Consider the following 17,589-nt stretch of genomic DNA (forward strand, 5'->3'; position numbering starts at 1 on the left):
TATCAATTCAAAACTACCACATTTGGTCTGCTTATGCTTTTGTTTTGCTATTTTATTGGTAATACAATTTATTACTTTTTAATGCACAACACTAATAATAATATTAATAGCACAAATAAAAATCGAGAATGTTGAAAATTTTGTGTATAAGAGAATGAAAAGACTTCCACCACTCTACTGATAGAAGCCCGATAATCTGATTTTTATTTTGCTATAATTTCGTATTCTTAAGCTGCTCTTCCACATTTCTTCCGCCATACATAATTCGGATAATGGAAACAACCTGCTTCTCTTTATCGACAATATACAGTACAACAAAGTTGTCTACCGGCATAATTCGAAGTCCTCTGCTATTCCAAGGCTCCCTTTGATAAGCACGAAACCGCTCCGGCATATGCTCCAATCCCATGATTCCTTCTTCCAGTCGATTTAACTGACTAGCTGCATTGATCGGAGATTGCAATTCAAAGGCAATATACTCATAAATTCTGCGCAAATCCCTTTCCGCCTGTGCGGATATCTTGATTTCGTACATCATAGATTATAATCCTTGCGAATGTCTAAAAACACTTGCTTTGCCAACTTTGATCGTCCTTCTACCACATCGGCATATCCTTTTTCCAACTCTGCATCCACCTGCTCATCGGTTAATGTACTTATATCCAGTGGTTTGGTGTATGGAATTTTTACATCAAAAGGAAGCCCTCTTTGAAGAATAATCTGTTTATAAAACATATTGATTGCATTCGATGCAGTAATGCCAAGGGCCGCAAGAATTTTCTCTGCCTGTTCCTTTACTTCCGGTTCTATTCTTACATATAAATTAGCTGATTTGGATGCCAAAGCAAACCTCTCCTTTTCACAAGCAAGTGCAATCTTCTTTATAATTATATTATATCCATTTGTGCGTACATAAGCAATACATTTTGAAAGTCTCTCTTCTGACACGCATATCCTGGCTTTCAACTATATTGATTAGGTTTGTAGATCTCTCCCTATCTTCCATAACCTTTAGAACATTTCTTTTTATTTGATAAAAATTACTCTAACTAATCCATATCTATCCTCACTTTATTTTTTAAATATTTCATACGCAAGCTCAATATACTGCTTTCTGGTTAGTCCGCCAAATCTTCTTGCAAAATCATCCATATTAAAATTTTCACCCTCCTTTAAACTCAACCAAATATTTATCTTCTTCGAAACGATATCAATCCTATACAAGATGTTTTGCAATTTGAAGAATTTTTTCCCGTCTACAATTTGAAATCCGGTTCATATAATTTTTCAAATACAATCGTACCGCCTGTTCCTCTTCCGATAAGTCTACAGCTTGAATATCCGATTCAAAGGGATGCCTTTTAATCATTGCCGCAAGTTCAACATCTCCGAGAGTGTTAAGCAGTAAATTAAATTCCTCTTCATTTAACTGTGCGTCAAGCAATACATCCTCAAGTTCATCAAAAGATTTTACCTTGTCCTTTATAAGCTTCAACTTGTCAGAGGTATATCTGCATTCAATCAGCTCTTCTATTAGCTCTCTATACTCTTCATCGTCCATTTTTATACCCGTTTCAAAGTGGATTTTTGCTTCTAAATCCGGATTCTTTGGTGTTATGAATACTTTATCGAGAGTATTTAATTTTAGCGCAATCTCTATATTCGTTACAATCTTTGGCAAACTTTTTTTCAATATACCCTTTTAGTGAATGGTTTGTAATATTCAACTCTTCATATATATGGTTTACAGCGCTGTTAATAGCCATCATCAGTGTATCATTATCGTATTTTTTCAGTTTTTCATATAAACGCCAAATATCCTCTTCCGTAATGCTAAGCTCCCTAATGCTCCGGTCAGCCAAAGAACATCCCAAAGCCGCTGTTAATACTTGTTCAAAAATATTTATCAATAATTCCGCATAATTTTCATCATATCCGCTAAGCAGATGATGAATTCGCTCATTATCAAAATTCTTGCAAAAATCATTTTCAAAATATAAATTCTCAATATATTTTTGAATAAATTCCACTCCAGCCAAATCATTGACAGGATTACAAAGCTGATAATCAATAGAAGCGGAACAATCATGTGCCTTATACTCTATGTTGTATGACTTAAAGAAAATCCCAATCCCATCTTCACCAAGAGTCGAATTATAAGAATGATTTGGTGTATCCAGTCTATTCTTTTGAACTATATTATAGATATGCCTTGCCGTTTTAAATTTAATATTAATTAGTTTTCTGCCCCTCTCATACAGTTCGGAAATATTCACTGTTTTTAGCTCAAATACAGCATCGTCCGGATCCGGTAGAGTTTTTAAATATAGACCTATTGAATAAAAATTGGATTTCATAATGCTTTCGGCAGTCTCGACTCTTATAGAACTGCTTTTTCCCATATTATATCTCTCGGTTTTATATGCCAGAAGACTAACACACTGAATCTGAATATTTTCCAAATCAGAGTCGCTTAATAGGCCACAGGAATAAGCCTCTTGCAAAATAGAAGTAAAATAGAATTCGCCACTCAAATTATGCCTGTTAATGATATGCCGTTTTTCAATATTCGCCATCTTCAATCTCCTCTTCATACTCATTATCATCCGAATAATCAGGTGCATATCCGTATCGCAAATTGCGAGCCATTTTTTCAAGTTCCCGTTCCGATAGCAGTTCTAATGAACCTTCACATTTCCCATCAAAAGAATCTTTCATAAACTTTATGAGTTCATCATCGCTTATTAAATCCAGAGTTTCATTTTTATAAGAGTAAAAGATTTCAATCAGCTCATGAAGCGTTTCAACATAGTTAAGCATAGAAATATAAGGAGAATCGCAAAACTCCTTGATTATTTTTTCAACCACACCGCCGCCAAATTCAATACGTCCATGCTTCTTTAGCGAAACAGCTCTCGTTTCGACAAGTTCAACAGCATCCCGGTAAGATAACGTCAGGCCAAACCGCAAAGTAAATTCATTACATTTTACAATTTCATCAACTGCTTGTTTCTGTATCAATGATGAAAATACATTCATAATCTCAAACGCCAACAGAATCACCTCCAAAAAATAAATTCAAGTATTTTTCAAAAAGCTATTGACTTTTCGATTAAAGTATGTTATGATATAGTGGGATAGTTTTATAAAGTCAAATAAGCCCTAAATTTTATTATACCATTTACCTTTCTGAAAATCAATATTCTAATAATCCTGCAAATCTGCCCTTAATAGAAAGGAAACAACTGCAATATGGGACTAATCGCTCTTTCAGAACATGCTAATTCCTCTTGAAGATTTGCCAATTCATTGGGATTTGAACTATTACATAATTCTCTTCTGACGAAAATACTTAAACACTTTCTTTGATTATGTTTGCCTTTCATTTTACTCCGGCATATTTAAACTCCAGCTTTTATGCCATAGCAATTTTTAAAATAAATAATAAATCATTTCAAGAGTCAAAATTGGCCAGTACTGGCTACAATTGTAACCCATACTGACCAATCGTCAAAAATTTTATGCTTCCTTCACCAATATAAATTCTATTTACTTAGGCTTGACTGCAAGAAACTCAATGTATCCCCGCGTGCCGACAGGCTCCAATTGAATTCGCGGATTGTCTTGATCCCACACATATCCAATAACTGATGGGTTATATTTCTTTTCAGCTTCCCATATTTCTTCGATAGCCTGTTCATAGTCTTCTTCCGCAAAAGGCTCTCCCTGAAACATCAGATATTTTGCTGCAGGAAGCTCGATAACGTCAAAGCCTTCAGGAATAATGCCGTCATAATCCAAAGGCACTTCCACTCCCTGCACATATTCGCTTGTTCCGGGTTTGCGGTAACGCTCGGGAAGCCACATACATACCGGCTCTCCGCTGATGGATTTAATACTTGTAAGCAAACTCCAAACATCGCAGCCGACTTCTTCGCAATACTCAAAGTAATGAGATGCCTTGATTCCGCGTTTTATAATGACCTTGCGGGCAGGCCTTTCGGTTACTTGAACAAACACATTTTTTACCTTTTCCATCGATTCATTCCTCCTTCCAAGATAGCGAGATTTCACGCTGTAAGGTTTAAACAAATAGAGAGGAACAGGATTTTCGGCATATTGCTTCGGATTACAACCAAATTCCCGGGCAAAAGCTCTCTGATAACCATCTACACTACCAAATCCCATATCCAGCGCCACATCAATAATACGGCAGTTCTCGTCTCGTAAACGGAGTGCAGATTTACTCAGACGCAGTCTGCGGATATATTCTGCCGGGGTAAGATTGGTCCACTGAATAAACAATCTCCTTGCATACCAGGGAGAAAACTGCGACACTCTTGCCAAATCTGCAAGCGTAATCTCTTCATGAAGATGGTTTTCGATATAATCCTGCATTCGCTGCACAGCAAGTACTTGTTCCCTCATTTGTTCACCTCCGACAATTACATAGTAGCATTTTGCTCGGAAGGATATCTCGACTTTTTTTGCCCAAACTATTTTTCGGCTACCACAAGCATTTCAAAATCTTCTGTAGTGAGTCTATCTTCTCTTGAATAGGCCCCGATTTTCGCCCCGAATATATCAATTTTCTTAAAACCTAAGGATTTCAAAAGCCAATTTATCTCGCTCGGCATATAATATCTTTCATTGCACTCAATTTCATGTTCATTTCCGTCATCATCAGTAAAGGTAGTAACATTGTAGTCCCTCAGGGTCATTAAATCAAAGCCCTTGCTTTTGTAATGCGCGCCTTCTTTGTTCTCACCCGCTGCATAAAAATCATTGACAGAGTGAAACAAAGGATATAGGCCGTTAAGAGTAGTAAATATGAATTTTGCAGGGCTCTTTAACGATTTAGTGACGCTCTTTAATATCTCAAAATTCATCTCATCGGTTTCCATCAAAGAAAATCCGCCTTCACAAAGCATAATGGCTGCGTCAAACTCATTTTCAAAAGGAAGGTTCCTGGCATCATGCTTTAAAAACTCAATTTTAAGATTCAATTTTTCAGCTTTTTCTCTGGCTCTTTCTAACTGAGCTTCGGATAAATCAATCCCTGTAACGGACCCTGTAACGGAATAACCTCTTTGGGTAAGCTCTATAGCATGTCTGCCCGTCCCGCAGCCAACGTCAATAATCTTTAAAGATTTATCATAATTAAGCTCTTTCTCGATAAAATCACATTCACCTTTAGTCCCTTGAGTAAATTCCTCTTTATCATACTGCTCTCCGTAATTCTCAAATAATTTTTCGTACCACTGCTTCATCGTCGAATCTCCCTATCATTTTTTAAGCGCCTTTCCTAATATTTCTATATTCAACCTTTGCTTTCCTCTATAGCCTTTTTTGCTATAGGAATATCTGCAGGTAAAAGTTCATATTTTAGCAAATCACTTATTTCAATCCACTTGTACTTGTCATGTACAGACATCCGAATTTCCCCCTCAACTATAGTGCAATAATAAGCAATTAGATTAATGCTGATATCATCGTAATCATAGTCCGCTTCGGCACAAAATTTCCCAACGGAAACAACTATATCAAGTTCTTCTTTAAGCTCTCGAACAAGACACTGTTCGGGAGTTTCATTAATTTCAATTTTTCCGCCCGGAAACTCCCAACCACCGGCAAAGTTCTCCTTTGGCGCACGCCTGGTAATTAAAACTTTGCCACTATTTACAATAACTCCTGCCGCAACTTTAATTCTTTTCACAAATTTACACCTCTTACTGCTTATCCTCCCCTTCAATCAGGGAAAATATTTTTACACTGTAGAATTCACACCCACGGCCCGCAAAATATGGTGAATTTATGCGGATTTTACTCTTCGTAGAGCCAAAAGAAAACTACCTTCTGTTCCCATCATCATCAAAATTCTTTTTTAATGCAGATTCTACCGGAAATATAGACCCAATCAAAACCAAGACTTGAACCCCTTGAACTATCACAGTCACTATTCCAACAACTTCTATACTGCCTTGAACAAACGGAATCATAGCGATTATTGTGGGAATAAGCAAAATAAACCCCAGTTTAAACCAGAGTCTTCCACAATAATCATGGGCAAACTTCCAAGTGTCATCATTTTTCATTGACCTTACGGTTCTATACCCATAGATTCCATTTATTTTCTTCGGTGTATGTTTATACATCATATAACCGACTACAATCATAACAACCGGTATCATCAGATTGCACAAGAACATTATTATCCAGAACCACATTTTAAACCCACCCCTCAAATTACCGATTTTAATATGCCAATCCAAATATTAATCCATGAGAACAATTCTGCTTTCAGCTTTTGACTTTTTAACATCAATTATTCTCTGGTTTTCTGACCCCCGGAATTTCAAAAGAAGGTTTTTTTGCTCTCTTCATACCTGCCGTCCACCAGTATGTCCGTTTCATCAAGCAATGCATCCCAGCCCTTGTTTCTTGATGCATTCTCCAAAATATATTCATAAGTGTAACCGGTATAAGTCACAATATCAAGGTTTAGCTTTTTTGCTTCGTGAGCTAAAACAGCAAAGGCTTCAGCCTGCTCAAAGGGGTCGCCTCCGCTAAGGGTAATGCCATCCAGCAAAGGATTCTTTTTTGCCTGCTCAAGTATAAAATCAACTGTGACCAGTGTACCGCCATCAAAAGAGTGGGTTTCCGGGTTGTGGCAGCCAGGGCATTTATGCCTGCAGCCCTGGGCAAAAACCACCATTCGTATTCCCGGACCATCCACAATTGACTCTTTAATTATTCCTGAAATTCTAATATAAGTTTCCATCAAAATCACCATTTAGGAAATAGAATAGAATTATCTATTCTCAGAAGTACATATGTTTTATCCTGTCGCGTTCCTCGGCCCTTTTGGCATCATTGAATCTTTCAACCGAACCCACAAGATATCCGGTAATACGTCTTATCCTTTCAAACTTGACATCCCCCTCTTCCCGGCCGCAGGAAGGACATGTATTGCCGATAATTCCGGTAAATCCGCATACCGGGTCCCTGTCCACCGGGTGGTTGATGGAGCCGTAGCCGATACCTGCTTCTTTCATTGCTCTAATAATTTTCTCAAAAGCTTTAACGTTTTGTGTTGGATCTCCATCCACCTCAACATATGTGATATGTCCGGCATTGGTAAGTTCGTGATAAGGAGCTTCTATCCTTATCTTGTCAAAAGCACCAATTTCGTAGTATACCGGAACATGAAAACTGTTTGTGTAATATTCCTTATCGGTGATACCTTCAATGGAACCGAATATGTCCCTGTCCATCTTAATAAATCTGCCGGACAAACCTTCAGCGGGAGTCGCAATCAGGGTAAAGTTCATATTATATTTTTTGCTGGCTTCGTCCATACGTTTTCTCATGTGCCCTACAATTTTGAGTCCCAGCTCCTGTGCTTCTTCGGATTCGCCATGGTGCTTGCCTATCAAAGCCTTTAAACATTCTGCCAATCCGATAAAGCCGGCCGTGAGAGTTCCGTGTTTCAGCACCTCCCTGACCTCATCTTCCCATCCGAGCTTGTCAGCATCGAGCCATATTCCCTGCCCCATCAGAAAAGGATAGTTTTTAACCTTCTTTCGGGCCTGTATCTCAAACCTCTCCAAAAGCTGATCAATTACCAAATCTATCATTTTATCCAGTTCATCAAAGAATATATTGATGTCTTTATTGCTGTTTAACGCAATTCTGGGCAGATTTACAGTCGTAAAGCTCAAATTTCCCCTTCCGTTTACTATTTCCCTGGATGGATCGTACACATTGCCTATGACCCTTGTTCTGCAGCCCATGTAGCTATCTCTGTTTCAGGGCGGTCAGGCCTGTAATATTTAAGGTTAAACGGAGCATCCAAAAATGAAAAGTTCGGAAACAGTCTTTTGGCGCTTACTCTGCAGGCAAGCTTAAACATATCATAGTTTGGATCTTCCGGATTGTAATTTATCCCTTCTTTAACCTTGAATATGTGTACAGGAAATATAGGGGTCTCTCCATTGCCAAGACCTGCTTCGGTCGCCAGAAGGATATTCTTAATAACCAGTCTTCCCTCAGGAGAAGTATCCGTTCCATAGTTTATGGAGCTGAAAGGTACCTGCGCCCTGCTCTGCTGTGCATTGTGTTCAGGTTGTGAATGAAAGCTTCCATAGCCTGATACGTGTTCCTGTCGGTTTCTGCCTGCGCATTTTCAACAGCAAAGGTCTGTGCCTTATAAACGATATCAGCATTCGGTATAAATTCCATAAGATATTTTCTCTCCAGTTCCACATACCTTTCATTAGGAACCAGCGTCGGATAAACTTTGTCCTCTTCTGCAATTCTATTTGAAACAGTGTTAACCAATGCCGATGCATCTTTATTTCCGGACAATAATTCCAAAGCTTTGGCCAGGTTCTGCTTGTAAAGTCTTGAATAGGTTTTTGCAACACCCGGAGCCATTCCGTAATCAAAATTCGGTATGCTTTGCCCACCGTGCTGATCATTTTGATTGGACTGAATAGCTATACATGCCAGAGCTGAATAGCTGTGAATATCGTTTGGCTCTCTTAAATGTCCATGCCCTGTACTAAAGCCGTCTTTAAAAAGCTTCAGCACATCAATTTGACAGCATGTAGTGGTAAGGGTAAGAAAGTCCAAATCGTGTATGTGAATATCCCCATCTTTATGAGCCTTTGCGTGTTCGGGCTTTAGTATATACATTTCACAAAACTGCTTTGCTCCTTCAGAACCGTATTTAAGCATGGTTCCCATAGCGGTGTCGCCGTCAATGTTGGCGTTTTCCCGCTTCAAATCATTATCCTTGGATTCTTTAAAAGTCAATTCCTCATATATTTTCATCAGCCGGGTATTCATTTCCCTTACGCGGGTCCTCTCGGCACGGTACAGTATGTACTCCTTGGCGGTTCTTGCATGCCCTTCTTTAATCAAAACTCTTTCAACAATATCCTGAATTTCCTCAACACCGGGGACTTTTCTATCCATTTCTTCATGCAGCTGCTCCACCACTTTTTCCGCCAGAACCATGGCTTGTGCATAGTTTTCCTCTCCTTCAGCTCTTGTCGCTTTGAATATTGCATTAGTTATCTTCTCAATATTGAAAGGTACTTCCCTTCCATCTCTCTTTCTGATTTTTGTTATCATTCGACTTCGCACCTTCTCCTAAACTGAGTTTATTGTAGATTTTACAGATAATAAAACCTCCCGACAAGCGTCAAGAGGCTGCTGTAAGCAAAATACTCATGCCCTGAATGTCTCACCATCACAGCGGCGGGACCGTACAGGAATTTCATCTGCTTACCCTTTAAACTGTCAATGACATTTACCTGCAACAACAATATTTAGTCAATCCAATATTATCATATACAATATATTGTGTCAATATTACTATTCCGATACCTTCTCCCTCATCTTTTTTATAAACTCCAATACTCTTGCCTCCACCTTGGCAAGGTGTTCGTCCTTTGGTGCTCCTTCAAACTCTACAGATTCGATGAAGTTCCATTTCATATTGTTTCTTTCGATTATTTCAGCAATCTCCTTCTCTGCGCCGCCGGACCATCCGTATGACCCAAATCTGAATGCAGTCTTACCCGTAATCCTCTTTCTGCCAAGCTCATTCAAAGCCGCTGCAACCGGCGGGAAAAGCTTGTACTCATAAGTAGGCGCTCCAATAATTACCCCTGCAGACCTAAACACGGTTGCAACCATTTCACTTTCGCTTGCAAGGGGCATCTGCAGCTTGTTATATTTGACTCCTTCCCTTTTGAGTATATTCTCAACGTGATCAATTGCTTTCGCAGTCATTCCATACATAGAGCCCCACAATATAGTGACTTCATTTTTGCCCGCCCCTTCTGCATAAAGGGCAAACCTGGAATAATCATCGATAATTTTTTGCGGATTTTTTCTATAAACCGGACCGTGGCCGGGTGCTATAACATTTATTTCCAGCTCCTTTGCCTTTTCAATTGCCTTTTTCAAACTGGGTGTGAAAGTTGCCATTACATTGGAGTAATATCTCATTCCCTCAAGTTCAAAGAAGTCCACCTCTTCAGGTGTCAGCTCGTCATCAAAACAATGCTCTTCCATCCTGCCAAATGTTCCAAACATGTCGCATGAGAAGAGGGTTTTTGTACTTCTTTCATAGGTGTACATCGTGTCCGGCCAGTGAACGTTCGGTACCGGATGGAAACTTAGTACCTTTCCGTTTCCAAGGTCCAGAGTATCCCCCTCTTTGACAACCTTTATCTTGTCCTCACCATAGAAGGATGCCACCATTTTTGCTGCTTTGTCAGTACAAATCACCGTAAAATCATCCTTAATTTTTCTAAAGTTTGAAATCCAGCCCGAATGGTCCGGTTCCATATGATTAACAATCAAATAATCAATATTCTTTGGATCAACACCTATATCTCCCAAATTTTTATAAAGAGTTTCAGGTATTCCGTCCCATCCAATCACACCGTCAATTATTGCAGTCTTTTCTCCCTGAACTATATAGGAATTAAGAGTTACTCCGTTTGCAAGCTCCCATATCCCTTCAAACAGAATATCTTCAACATTCATGGTAAGCATGTGTATTCCATCTACAATCTTTAACTTCTTCATATTGCATCCTCCTCGCATTCATAGCCCATAAGTTCTATACCCAAACTAAGTCTTATAAATCAAAAAAAAATGATTAATAACTCTATTTAATAATATCATAAAATTCCATTGATTTTTATAAAAAATAAATTAAAAAATGAGCTGCCAAATCATGGAGCTCACATTCCGAGAAATCTACTTTTGATCAACTCAATTTACTCAGAATGACTACCTCTTTGACAGCCCGTTTTTAAAGTGAAATATATCCTAATGTTTATTTAACGAACAAGTTGTACAGCACCTGAGCCATCTGTGCCCTGGTTGTGCTATCGTTTGGAAAAAGCTTGCCGTTGCTGCCGCTTATAAAGCCTGCTTCTACAAAATATGTCATAGCCTCTTTCGCCCAAGGTGCTATGTCATCCGCATCTTGGAAGGATGACAGAGACTTTCCAGTCGAGTCCGCTTTAGGAAGTCTTCCTAAAGTCTTGAGAACATTATACAAAAGAGTGAACATCTCCTGACGGCTAATCTCTTTTTCAGGTCCAAACATATTGTTTCCAATACCGCTGGATATGCCCAGACGTTTTGCTGCTGCGAGATAACCTGTATACCAGGTGTCTCCTGCATCTGCAAAATTGTCCTGGAAATCTGTATCGGGTGCTATTCCATATGCGTTCATCAGCATTACTATGAATTGTCCTCTGGTAAGCTTCTCATCCGAACTGAAGTTGCCGTTGCCGGTACCCAAAGCAATACTCCTTGCAGTTACAAACGTAACCGCTTTGCTGTACCATGCATTTTCCGGCACATCTTTGAAACTTACTTTGTTATAGCCTACCGCATACCTTGAGAATTGGTTTGTGGTAAAGCTTATAGTGCCTGTTGACGGGTCATAAACGCAGTCTTTCACAACCTCCAGCTTGCCTTCTCCATTGATGTGGTAGATGACAATGGCGTTTATGTCCTCATCAGCTTTTGCGGTATATGGAACAGTGACTGTTACGTATCCGCCAAACTGAGAGATGACCTTGTCTCCGCTGGTGACACTCAAATCAAATACAGGTCTGTCACCTATTACCTTTCTTGCTTCTTCACTGAGATTTTCCGCATTTACCCTCGATACTGTAATTACTATATTGCTCTCTTCGTCACATGCTACAGTGTTCAAAGCATCTCTGTCAAAGGTAATATCTGCAATAGAAGTTGATATTGTAAAGGCCTCCAAACCGCTAGCAACGATTGATTCTAAGATTATTTTCGGAATAACGATTTCCACTGTTTCCGAATCTGCAGGAGCTTCTACATTAATTTCGACAATTGCTTTACTGTCCTTCTGCTTCGCTTCCGTAACAGCTTTAGTTACGGCGCTGTTCATCTGTTCATTCGTAACTTCAGCTGTTGCTTTGCCATTCTCATCTACTGTAGAAGAAATTGTTGATATGACAGTTACCGTACCATCGGAAGCAATCACTTCGTTGCCGTCTAATGCAGGAATATTGTCTTCCGGAGAAGTTATGTCATCGGATGAAGAACCATTTTCCGATGAATTGCTGTCTCCTGACGAAGAGCCGGTTCCACCACCGGAGCCTCCTTTATTAGAGGATTTCTTCTTCCATTGGGCATATACGGTTATGTCCGAAAGTACAGGCGTATTTTCCGTAAAGCTCATACCTCTTCCATCAGCTTCAGTATTCCAGCCTTCAAAGGTATAGCCTGAACGCGTAGGATTTTGTGGAAGAGTCTTCAGACTTTCTCCGGCAACCACAGTCATAATTTCCGGATTAGCATTGGTATCTCCCCCGTTTTTATTAAAGCTTACCGTGTACAAGGTTATTACCGTTACAGTTGCCTCTGATGACGCATCCGGATCTGCCACAGATGTTGCCTTTATTATCAGGTCTGTTGAAGTTTCATCTTCTCCAACAGTCAATTTGCCGCTGCTATCGATATATGTGCCGTTGCTTGTATTGCCGCTAATACTCCAAATGACATCCTGCGGCGGATTGTCAATGCCCCAAACCGTTGCCGTAAATTCAAGAGATTCTCCTTTTACAACCGAAACATCCTTCGGTGTAATTGATACTATGTGAAGGTATGTTGTATATGCTGTAATGTCAAGGTCTTCCGACAAACTTGGAATGGTTAACCGGAATATTCCATCTTCATCAGGTTGATATTGAGTACCGTTTACAGTAATTAATTTTAAAAGATATCCTTCATACGGTGTTACAACCAAAGTAATCTTACTACCTTGTCGAGCATAATGCACATTGCCGGAGTCCGCAGTTTTTCGTGAATATGTAGACGGACTGGCAGCATAATTAACATCAGCATCGGTTACATCAATTTTTATTTCATGTTCCACAAGCTCTGTGAAAAATACCTCGTAATCCACCGTGCTTTCTCCAAAAAACGCATCTATTTCAATAACTTCACCAACAAACGGTGTACCGTCTTCATTCCTTATGATTTCACCGTTGTAAGTCCAATAATCAACCATACGGCTCACCGCAGGATGGTGTACCGGCTCTGCCGTAAGCACCAGTTTCCTACCGTTGCTAATTAATGTACCACTGGTGATTTCTTTACCGTCATATGAAGCTGAAATAAGGCCAACTCCTGATGCTGAGAAATTAAGTTCAGAAACACTCACCGGTACGAATCGTGCTCTAATATTGACATCGCCTGTAATTTTCGAGCATGAGAGCGTTCTGTTGGCATAGTCTACAGCTATGTCAACAACATTATTTTCAGTGTCTTTGTCAATTATTTCGTCGTTAACCATCCAACTGCGCAGCATATAATCATCGTCAGGCAAAGCTATAATAGACAATTCATCTTCTGAATATACACTTAGTTGAACAGTTATGCCTGCATCTACTTTTTTCTTAAAACTGCTTTCGTTTCCTTCTCCCAAATAACGGACGATATATTCGAGGGAACCGTTATTACCTGCTGTGATGGTAACAGTATGATAAACCGGGTCAGTAACAAAGACGCCTTCAACCGAAATATCCTGGGTCAAATATGGCACCGTCAGAACTGAATCTGTTCCCGCTTCGCTTCCATTGATTTTCCAGTGGTCGAATATGTATCCGCGTGCCGGCTGTGCAGTAAATACCAGCTTTGTACCGCCGGATATCTTTTTCCCACCGGAAAAATCAGTAACAATGCCATTCGCAGTAGCTTTTACTTTGTTGTCCGCATCTTTAGGCGATATCTCTAAAGATACATTGTAAGATCCACGTGTAACAGGTGCTTGAACGGTGGTGTTTTCTTTCAAAACAAACGTATAGCTCCCAAGTCCGGTTCCAACACTTTTCCCGTTAACAAGCCATTCGCCCAAAGCAGCACTGTAACCGGGCTTTGGTGCAACCGTGATTTCCGTGTCACCGCGAAGAGTTATGCTTCCTTCATCAGTTTTTGTTACTTGGTTTCCGGTATCATCCCGTGTTGTATAGCTCGCCACAAGCCCCTCCGAAAGAGCAAGGGTGTAACTGTCTCTTTCGAATACACCAGTCAGCACGGTATCTTTAGAACCCATGGTAATAGTTGTGGAATATTTTCCTGTATCAGGATCGATTGTACCTTTAAAATTGGATTTTGTATTGCCGGAAAGAATCCATTCTACAAAATGGTATCCTGGCGCAGGTTCGGCAAGGAACGTAAAGGTCGCTCCCGGCTGCACAACACTGCCGCTCTTGATACCGGAATCTTTCGGAAATACAGAGCCTCCAACGCTGGAAGAAGCGTAATAGAGTTTGTTTTGCGCATAAGCAAACTTGACTTTCACGACGGTATTGCTGGCAAAGGTTTTGTAAGTAAATAAATTGGAATCCGCCATGTAAGTAGTTGGTGGTACGTTTGGCGTTTCTACTGTCCAGCTTACTACACGATATCCGTCTTGCGGAGTTGCCTTAAAAAGTAAATCCGTTCCTCCCGGAATCACTGACGCCTCATGCCATTGGTTGTTGACATTGGTAGTAGCCGCAGTAACTGCAGTGCCTTTGTCAAGTTTCAGGCTTGAAGGCATAACGAGTTCTACCGTTCCCACGATTTCGCCGTCCAGTTTTTCCGAGATAATGGTCAAATCATACCTGGGACCCATAATATATAAATTAGTAGATTCACCTTTAACAGTATAATTTGGTGTATTCCCAGAAGCAACTTTAACTTGATAGGTACCAGGCAAAGTTTCATTGTTTATTACTATCTCTTTCTCCAGATGATCACAATAGGTAATTTTCAGATTCAGATTGCCTATAGTATCACCGAAAGCCAAATTTCCTTCTTTGACCACCAAATCGTCCAGTTCAACCGGTGATACGTTTCTGTAAACTTTGAAGAACTCTCCTTCGAACCCGATAGTAATAGGACGAGGTTCAACCCGGAAATTGCATGATTCTACCATAACAGAGTTTATATAGACTTCAACCAAAATAGTTCCTGTTCTTGTCGACGCAAAATTCTTGTCGCCAAGTTTGAACGAAGGATCTTCCAGCCAAATCGGATCATTCTTCGGATTCTTGTAGTAGAATTTGTATTCGGCACCGTTCGTTACAGGTTCCACAACAACTTGATTTTCTCCAGCGGAGTATACATGCAGCAATTCAAATTTGATGGGATCACCATAATAATACGAATTTTTGTCGAGGTTCAAGAAATATCCTTCGGAATTTTCCACAACGTAATATACCTTTTCTTCTACATCCAAAGCCTGGAACACACGGCTGCCGGAATAAAATGCGGAAATTCTGTAGGCTCCCATCATCAAATTAGCACCATATTCATCCTCACCCGTACTTGCCAAGTTCAAGGTAGCCGTCGAAGTATAATTTTCCGTGTTGGGTTTTAAAGCTGCAGTGAAAGTCTGATCATAACCCTTTCCTTCAATTCGGAAAGTCACTGTACCAGTCGGCGCGTAAAAATGATTTTTGTGTTTTGATTTGAGCGTAATAGAAACTGTTTTGGATTTATCATCAGCAGCAAAAGAAATCATCTGTGCCTGTCGCATTACATATTCAACTGTGAAGACATCCGAATATGTGGTGATGTAATAGGCGGCATTGTTTTCAGTATCATTGTAAACATAATTGACCCTACAACGATATTCTCCGGCCTGGCCATAACCGGAATTGGTAAACCTATATTGCTCCGACGTTGCACCTTTAATGTCCGTCCAGCCTTCTTCGCCTTTTTTCTGCCATTGGTACTTGGATGTTCTGTTAATGGGTTCGCTAACCGAAACAGAAACAGTGCTTGCCGTATCAGGATATACCTGGAGAATATAATTTTCTTTAGTGCCAATCAAGTTGCCGTCGGTATCGTATTCCGGTACCAAGCTTCTTTGAACGCCGTTAAGCGTTATCGTCGGCTCACCCTTGCCAAGTTTGGTTCTGGCTTTCATGGGCTTACTCAATATACTGTAAGGTGGTACTGCCGAGCGAATTGCCTGAATCTGATAGTAATATTCTGTATAGGGAGCAAGTTCTTCATCCAGATATTCATAATGATACACGGGTTTTCCGTTGTCGTCGTAAGTAACAGAAGTATATTTCGAAGCATCAATATAATCCTCTTCATAACTACCGCTGCCTTCCGGGAAATCATAATAGCGGTAAATTTGGAAGCCTGCTATATTTTTTCCGGCAGGATAGCTCCAAGAAAGACCTATTGAGTCTGAAGTGGTTTTGGAATAATCCTGTGCAAAGTCATCGGGCAATTCCGGCGGACGTCTTACGTCTGTGAGCAGATAGGTGACTACAGGAACATCCACTCCGTCAATTTCAGCTGTGTAAGTCAAAAGTTTCCAGGCAAAGTAATAACCGTATGGCGCGGCTTCAGCCGGTAAATCAAAAATAGTTCCTGAATATGTGCTTCCAACTGAAGTGAATGTCGATCTGGAGAAATCTCCTCCTATGCTGCCGACGATTCCCCCACTCGTCTCACCTAACTTGTGTTTACCGCCACCACCAAGCTTAAACTCGATAAAGACGCTGTGGGTATAGGTTTCTTCATGTTCTTCGGTAATGGAAATTTCCTGGGTCGTGCTGCCGTTGCCGTAATCCACGCCAGCCCAGTCACCGGAATAAACAATGGCATTTTTTAAACCGGCGGTACTTTTCGGATAAGAGAACGGATCACCCGGTGTCGATTTCAACACATCATCACCGATAACCGGCAAAGCAGGATAATCCTTTGCCAATTTTTTGTATTTATCTAATGCAATGGTTTTTACAGCAGGTTTATGCGGAAAGTTGATAGTTACGGTTTGCTTATCGTACCTTTCAATCTTGCCGGCAGAATTTTTAACCGGATAATAAGCATTGTAATAATACACTTCTACAGGAATTGAGTATAACACCACTGTGTCTTGCCCTGCCAGAGTGGAATAAGTAACCGAATCTTCTTTGGTGATTCTATTGGCCCATTCATAAGAGAATCCAAAGTTAAGGCTTGTTTCATACTCAAACCATGCTACTTCACCACCAAATTTCCCCGAGACATATGCGCCCAAAGTAAAAGATACCGCATCGTTCGAGCCGCTTCCACTGCCCTGGGAGCTGGAATAGGAAGTTTGTGAATCCATCATGCTGCCGCTCAAATCATCCCGGTCCAAATCTTTGAAATAAGGTGTAGAAGCAAGCACCGCTAAAACCTTGGGGTCAGAATAAATAACCTCGTGCTGTCCGGTATAACTCAGATATGTGGTGTCTTCGTCGGTGTCGCAGAGGACAACACAGGCACATCTGTTCAGAGGAAGACCTAATTGTTGTCCGTTATATTCTCCTTTTGGATCGTAACGTATGCCCGGCTTGTAAAAATAATTGTAGTCATAGGCAAAGAAGCTGCCATCTTGTATATTGTCGGAGTCGTATCTATCCGGATTAATGGAAAGAAAACGTACCATTACCGCTTCCGGCAGGTTTGCAGCCGAGGGATTGTTCGGTTTGCTATTATTCATCAGATCGTTTACCCACTTAAAAGCGGTTTTGTAATTATTGG

Annotated in this window: 12 protein-coding genes and 2 pseudogenes; all 14 read right to left on the minus strand. The window is 40.2% G+C overall.

Annotated features, from left to right (window positions below; genetic code table 11):
• Positions 1–211: 211 nt before the first annotated feature.
• The 14 genes and pseudogenes from JCM21531_RS14920 to JCM21531_RS14975 all read right to left on the minus strand — a co-directional run bounded on the left by JCM21531_RS14920 (position 212) and on the right by JCM21531_RS14975 (position 17,548).
• A complete protein-coding gene (locus JCM21531_RS14920; RefSeq protein ID WP_038291071.1) occupies positions 212–538 on the minus strand; it encodes a type II toxin-antitoxin system RelE/ParE family toxin in 327 nt (108 codons plus the stop codon).
• Positions 535–843, minus strand: a complete 309-nt coding sequence (locus JCM21531_RS14925) for a type II toxin-antitoxin system RelB/DinJ family antitoxin (RefSeq protein WP_038291086.1) — start codon at positions 841–843, stop codon at positions 535–537. The genes JCM21531_RS14920 and JCM21531_RS14925 overlap by 4 nt, the downstream gene beginning before the upstream one ends.
• Positions 844–1,071: 228 nt before the next feature.
• Positions 1,072–1,224 (minus strand): hypothetical protein, encoded by a 153-nt coding sequence (locus JCM21531_RS19030; protein ID WP_157833696.1) that lies wholly within the window; start codon positions 1,222–1,224, stop codon positions 1,072–1,074.
• Complete coding sequence (locus JCM21531_RS22725) at positions 1,217–1,693, minus strand: hypothetical protein (protein ID WP_243467785.1); 477 nt, start codon at positions 1,691–1,693, stop codon at positions 1,217–1,219. Before JCM21531_RS22725 ends, JCM21531_RS19030 begins: the two co-directional genes overlap by 8 nt.
• Positions 1,626–2,576, minus strand: coding sequence for a DUF6179 domain-containing protein (locus JCM21531_RS14930; protein ID WP_243467786.1), 951 nt, complete (start codon positions 2,574–2,576; stop codon positions 1,626–1,628). Before JCM21531_RS14930 ends, JCM21531_RS22725 begins: the two co-directional genes overlap by 68 nt.
• On the minus strand, positions 2,563–3,054 hold the full coding sequence (locus JCM21531_RS14935) for a DUF6323 family protein (RefSeq protein WP_038291073.1): 492 nt from the start codon (positions 3,052–3,054) through the stop codon (positions 2,563–2,565). The genes JCM21531_RS14930 and JCM21531_RS14935 overlap by 14 nt, the downstream gene beginning before the upstream one ends.
• A gap of 495 nt (positions 3,055–3,549) precedes the next feature.
• Positions 3,550–4,428, minus strand: coding sequence for an AraC family transcriptional regulator (locus JCM21531_RS14940; protein WP_038291075.1), 879 nt, complete (start codon positions 4,426–4,428; stop codon positions 3,550–3,552).
• 68 nt (positions 4,429–4,496) lie between these two features.
• On the minus strand, positions 4,497–5,270 hold the full coding sequence (locus tag JCM21531_RS14945) for a class I SAM-dependent methyltransferase (RefSeq protein ID WP_038291077.1): 774 nt from the start codon (positions 5,268–5,270) through the stop codon (positions 4,497–4,499).
• 50 nt (positions 5,271–5,320) lie between these two features.
• Positions 5,321–5,716 carry an 8-oxo-dGTP diphosphatase MutT gene (gene mutT / locus JCM21531_RS14950; RefSeq protein WP_038291079.1) on the minus strand — a complete coding sequence of 132 codons (396 nt, stop codon included), beginning with the start codon at positions 5,714–5,716 and terminating at the stop codon, positions 5,321–5,323.
• Positions 5,717–5,849: 133 nt separating this feature from the next.
• Positions 5,850–6,227, minus strand: a complete 378-nt coding sequence (locus JCM21531_RS14955) for an SdpI family protein (RefSeq protein ID WP_038291081.1) — start codon at positions 6,225–6,227, stop codon at positions 5,850–5,852.
• A gap of 48 nt (positions 6,228–6,275) precedes the next feature.
• Positions 6,276–6,781, minus strand: a pseudogene (nrdG, locus tag JCM21531_RS14960) (anaerobic ribonucleoside-triphosphate reductase activating protein).
• A 40-nt stretch (positions 6,782–6,821) separates the two neighbouring features.
• Positions 6,822–9,138, minus strand: a pseudogene (locus tag JCM21531_RS14965) (anaerobic ribonucleoside triphosphate reductase).
• Positions 9,139–9,381: 243 nt separating this feature from the next.
• Positions 9,382–10,605, minus strand: a complete 1,224-nt coding sequence (locus tag JCM21531_RS14970) for an FprA family A-type flavoprotein (protein WP_038291082.1) — start codon at positions 10,603–10,605, stop codon at positions 9,382–9,384.
• Positions 10,606–10,858: 253 nt separating this feature from the next.
• Complete coding sequence (locus JCM21531_RS14975) at positions 10,859–17,548, minus strand: InlB B-repeat-containing protein (RefSeq protein ID WP_038291084.1); 6,690 nt, start codon at positions 17,546–17,548, stop codon at positions 10,859–10,861.
• Between the last annotated feature and the right edge of the window lie 41 nt (positions 17,549–17,589).

It is taken from the genome of Acetivibrio straminisolvens JCM 21531 (assembly GCF_000521465.1).
Lineage (GTDB): Bacteria > Bacillota > Clostridia > Acetivibrionales > Acetivibrionaceae > Hungateiclostridium > Hungateiclostridium straminisolvens.

Bases quoted from the DNA above. Each gene is read 5' to 3' on its own strand.
- JCM21531_RS14920 (WP_038291071.1), bottom strand. From the start codon at position 538: ATGATGTACGAAATCAAGATATCCGCACAGGCGGAAAGGGATTTGCGC.
- JCM21531_RS14930 (WP_243467786.1), bottom strand. From the start codon at position 2,576: ATGGCGAATATTGAAAAACGGCATATCATTAACAGGCATAATTTGAGT.
- JCM21531_RS14940 (WP_038291075.1), bottom strand. From the start codon at position 4,428: ATGAGGGAACAAGTACTTGCTGTGCAGCGAATGCAGGATTATATCGAA.
- JCM21531_RS14945 (WP_038291077.1), bottom strand. From the start codon at position 5,270: ATGAAGCAGTGGTACGAAAAATTATTTGAGAATTACGGAGAGCAGTAT.
- JCM21531_RS14955 (WP_038291081.1), bottom strand. From the start codon at position 6,227: ATGTGGTTCTGGATAATAATGTTCTTGTGCAATCTGATGATACCGGTT.
- JCM21531_RS14970 (WP_038291082.1), bottom strand. From the start codon at position 10,605: ATGAAGAAGTTAAAGATTGTAGATGGAATACACATGCTTACCATGAAT.
- JCM21531_RS14975 (WP_038291084.1), bottom strand. From the start codon at position 17,548: ATGAATAATAGCAAACCGAACAATCCCTCGGCTGCAAACCTGCCGGAA.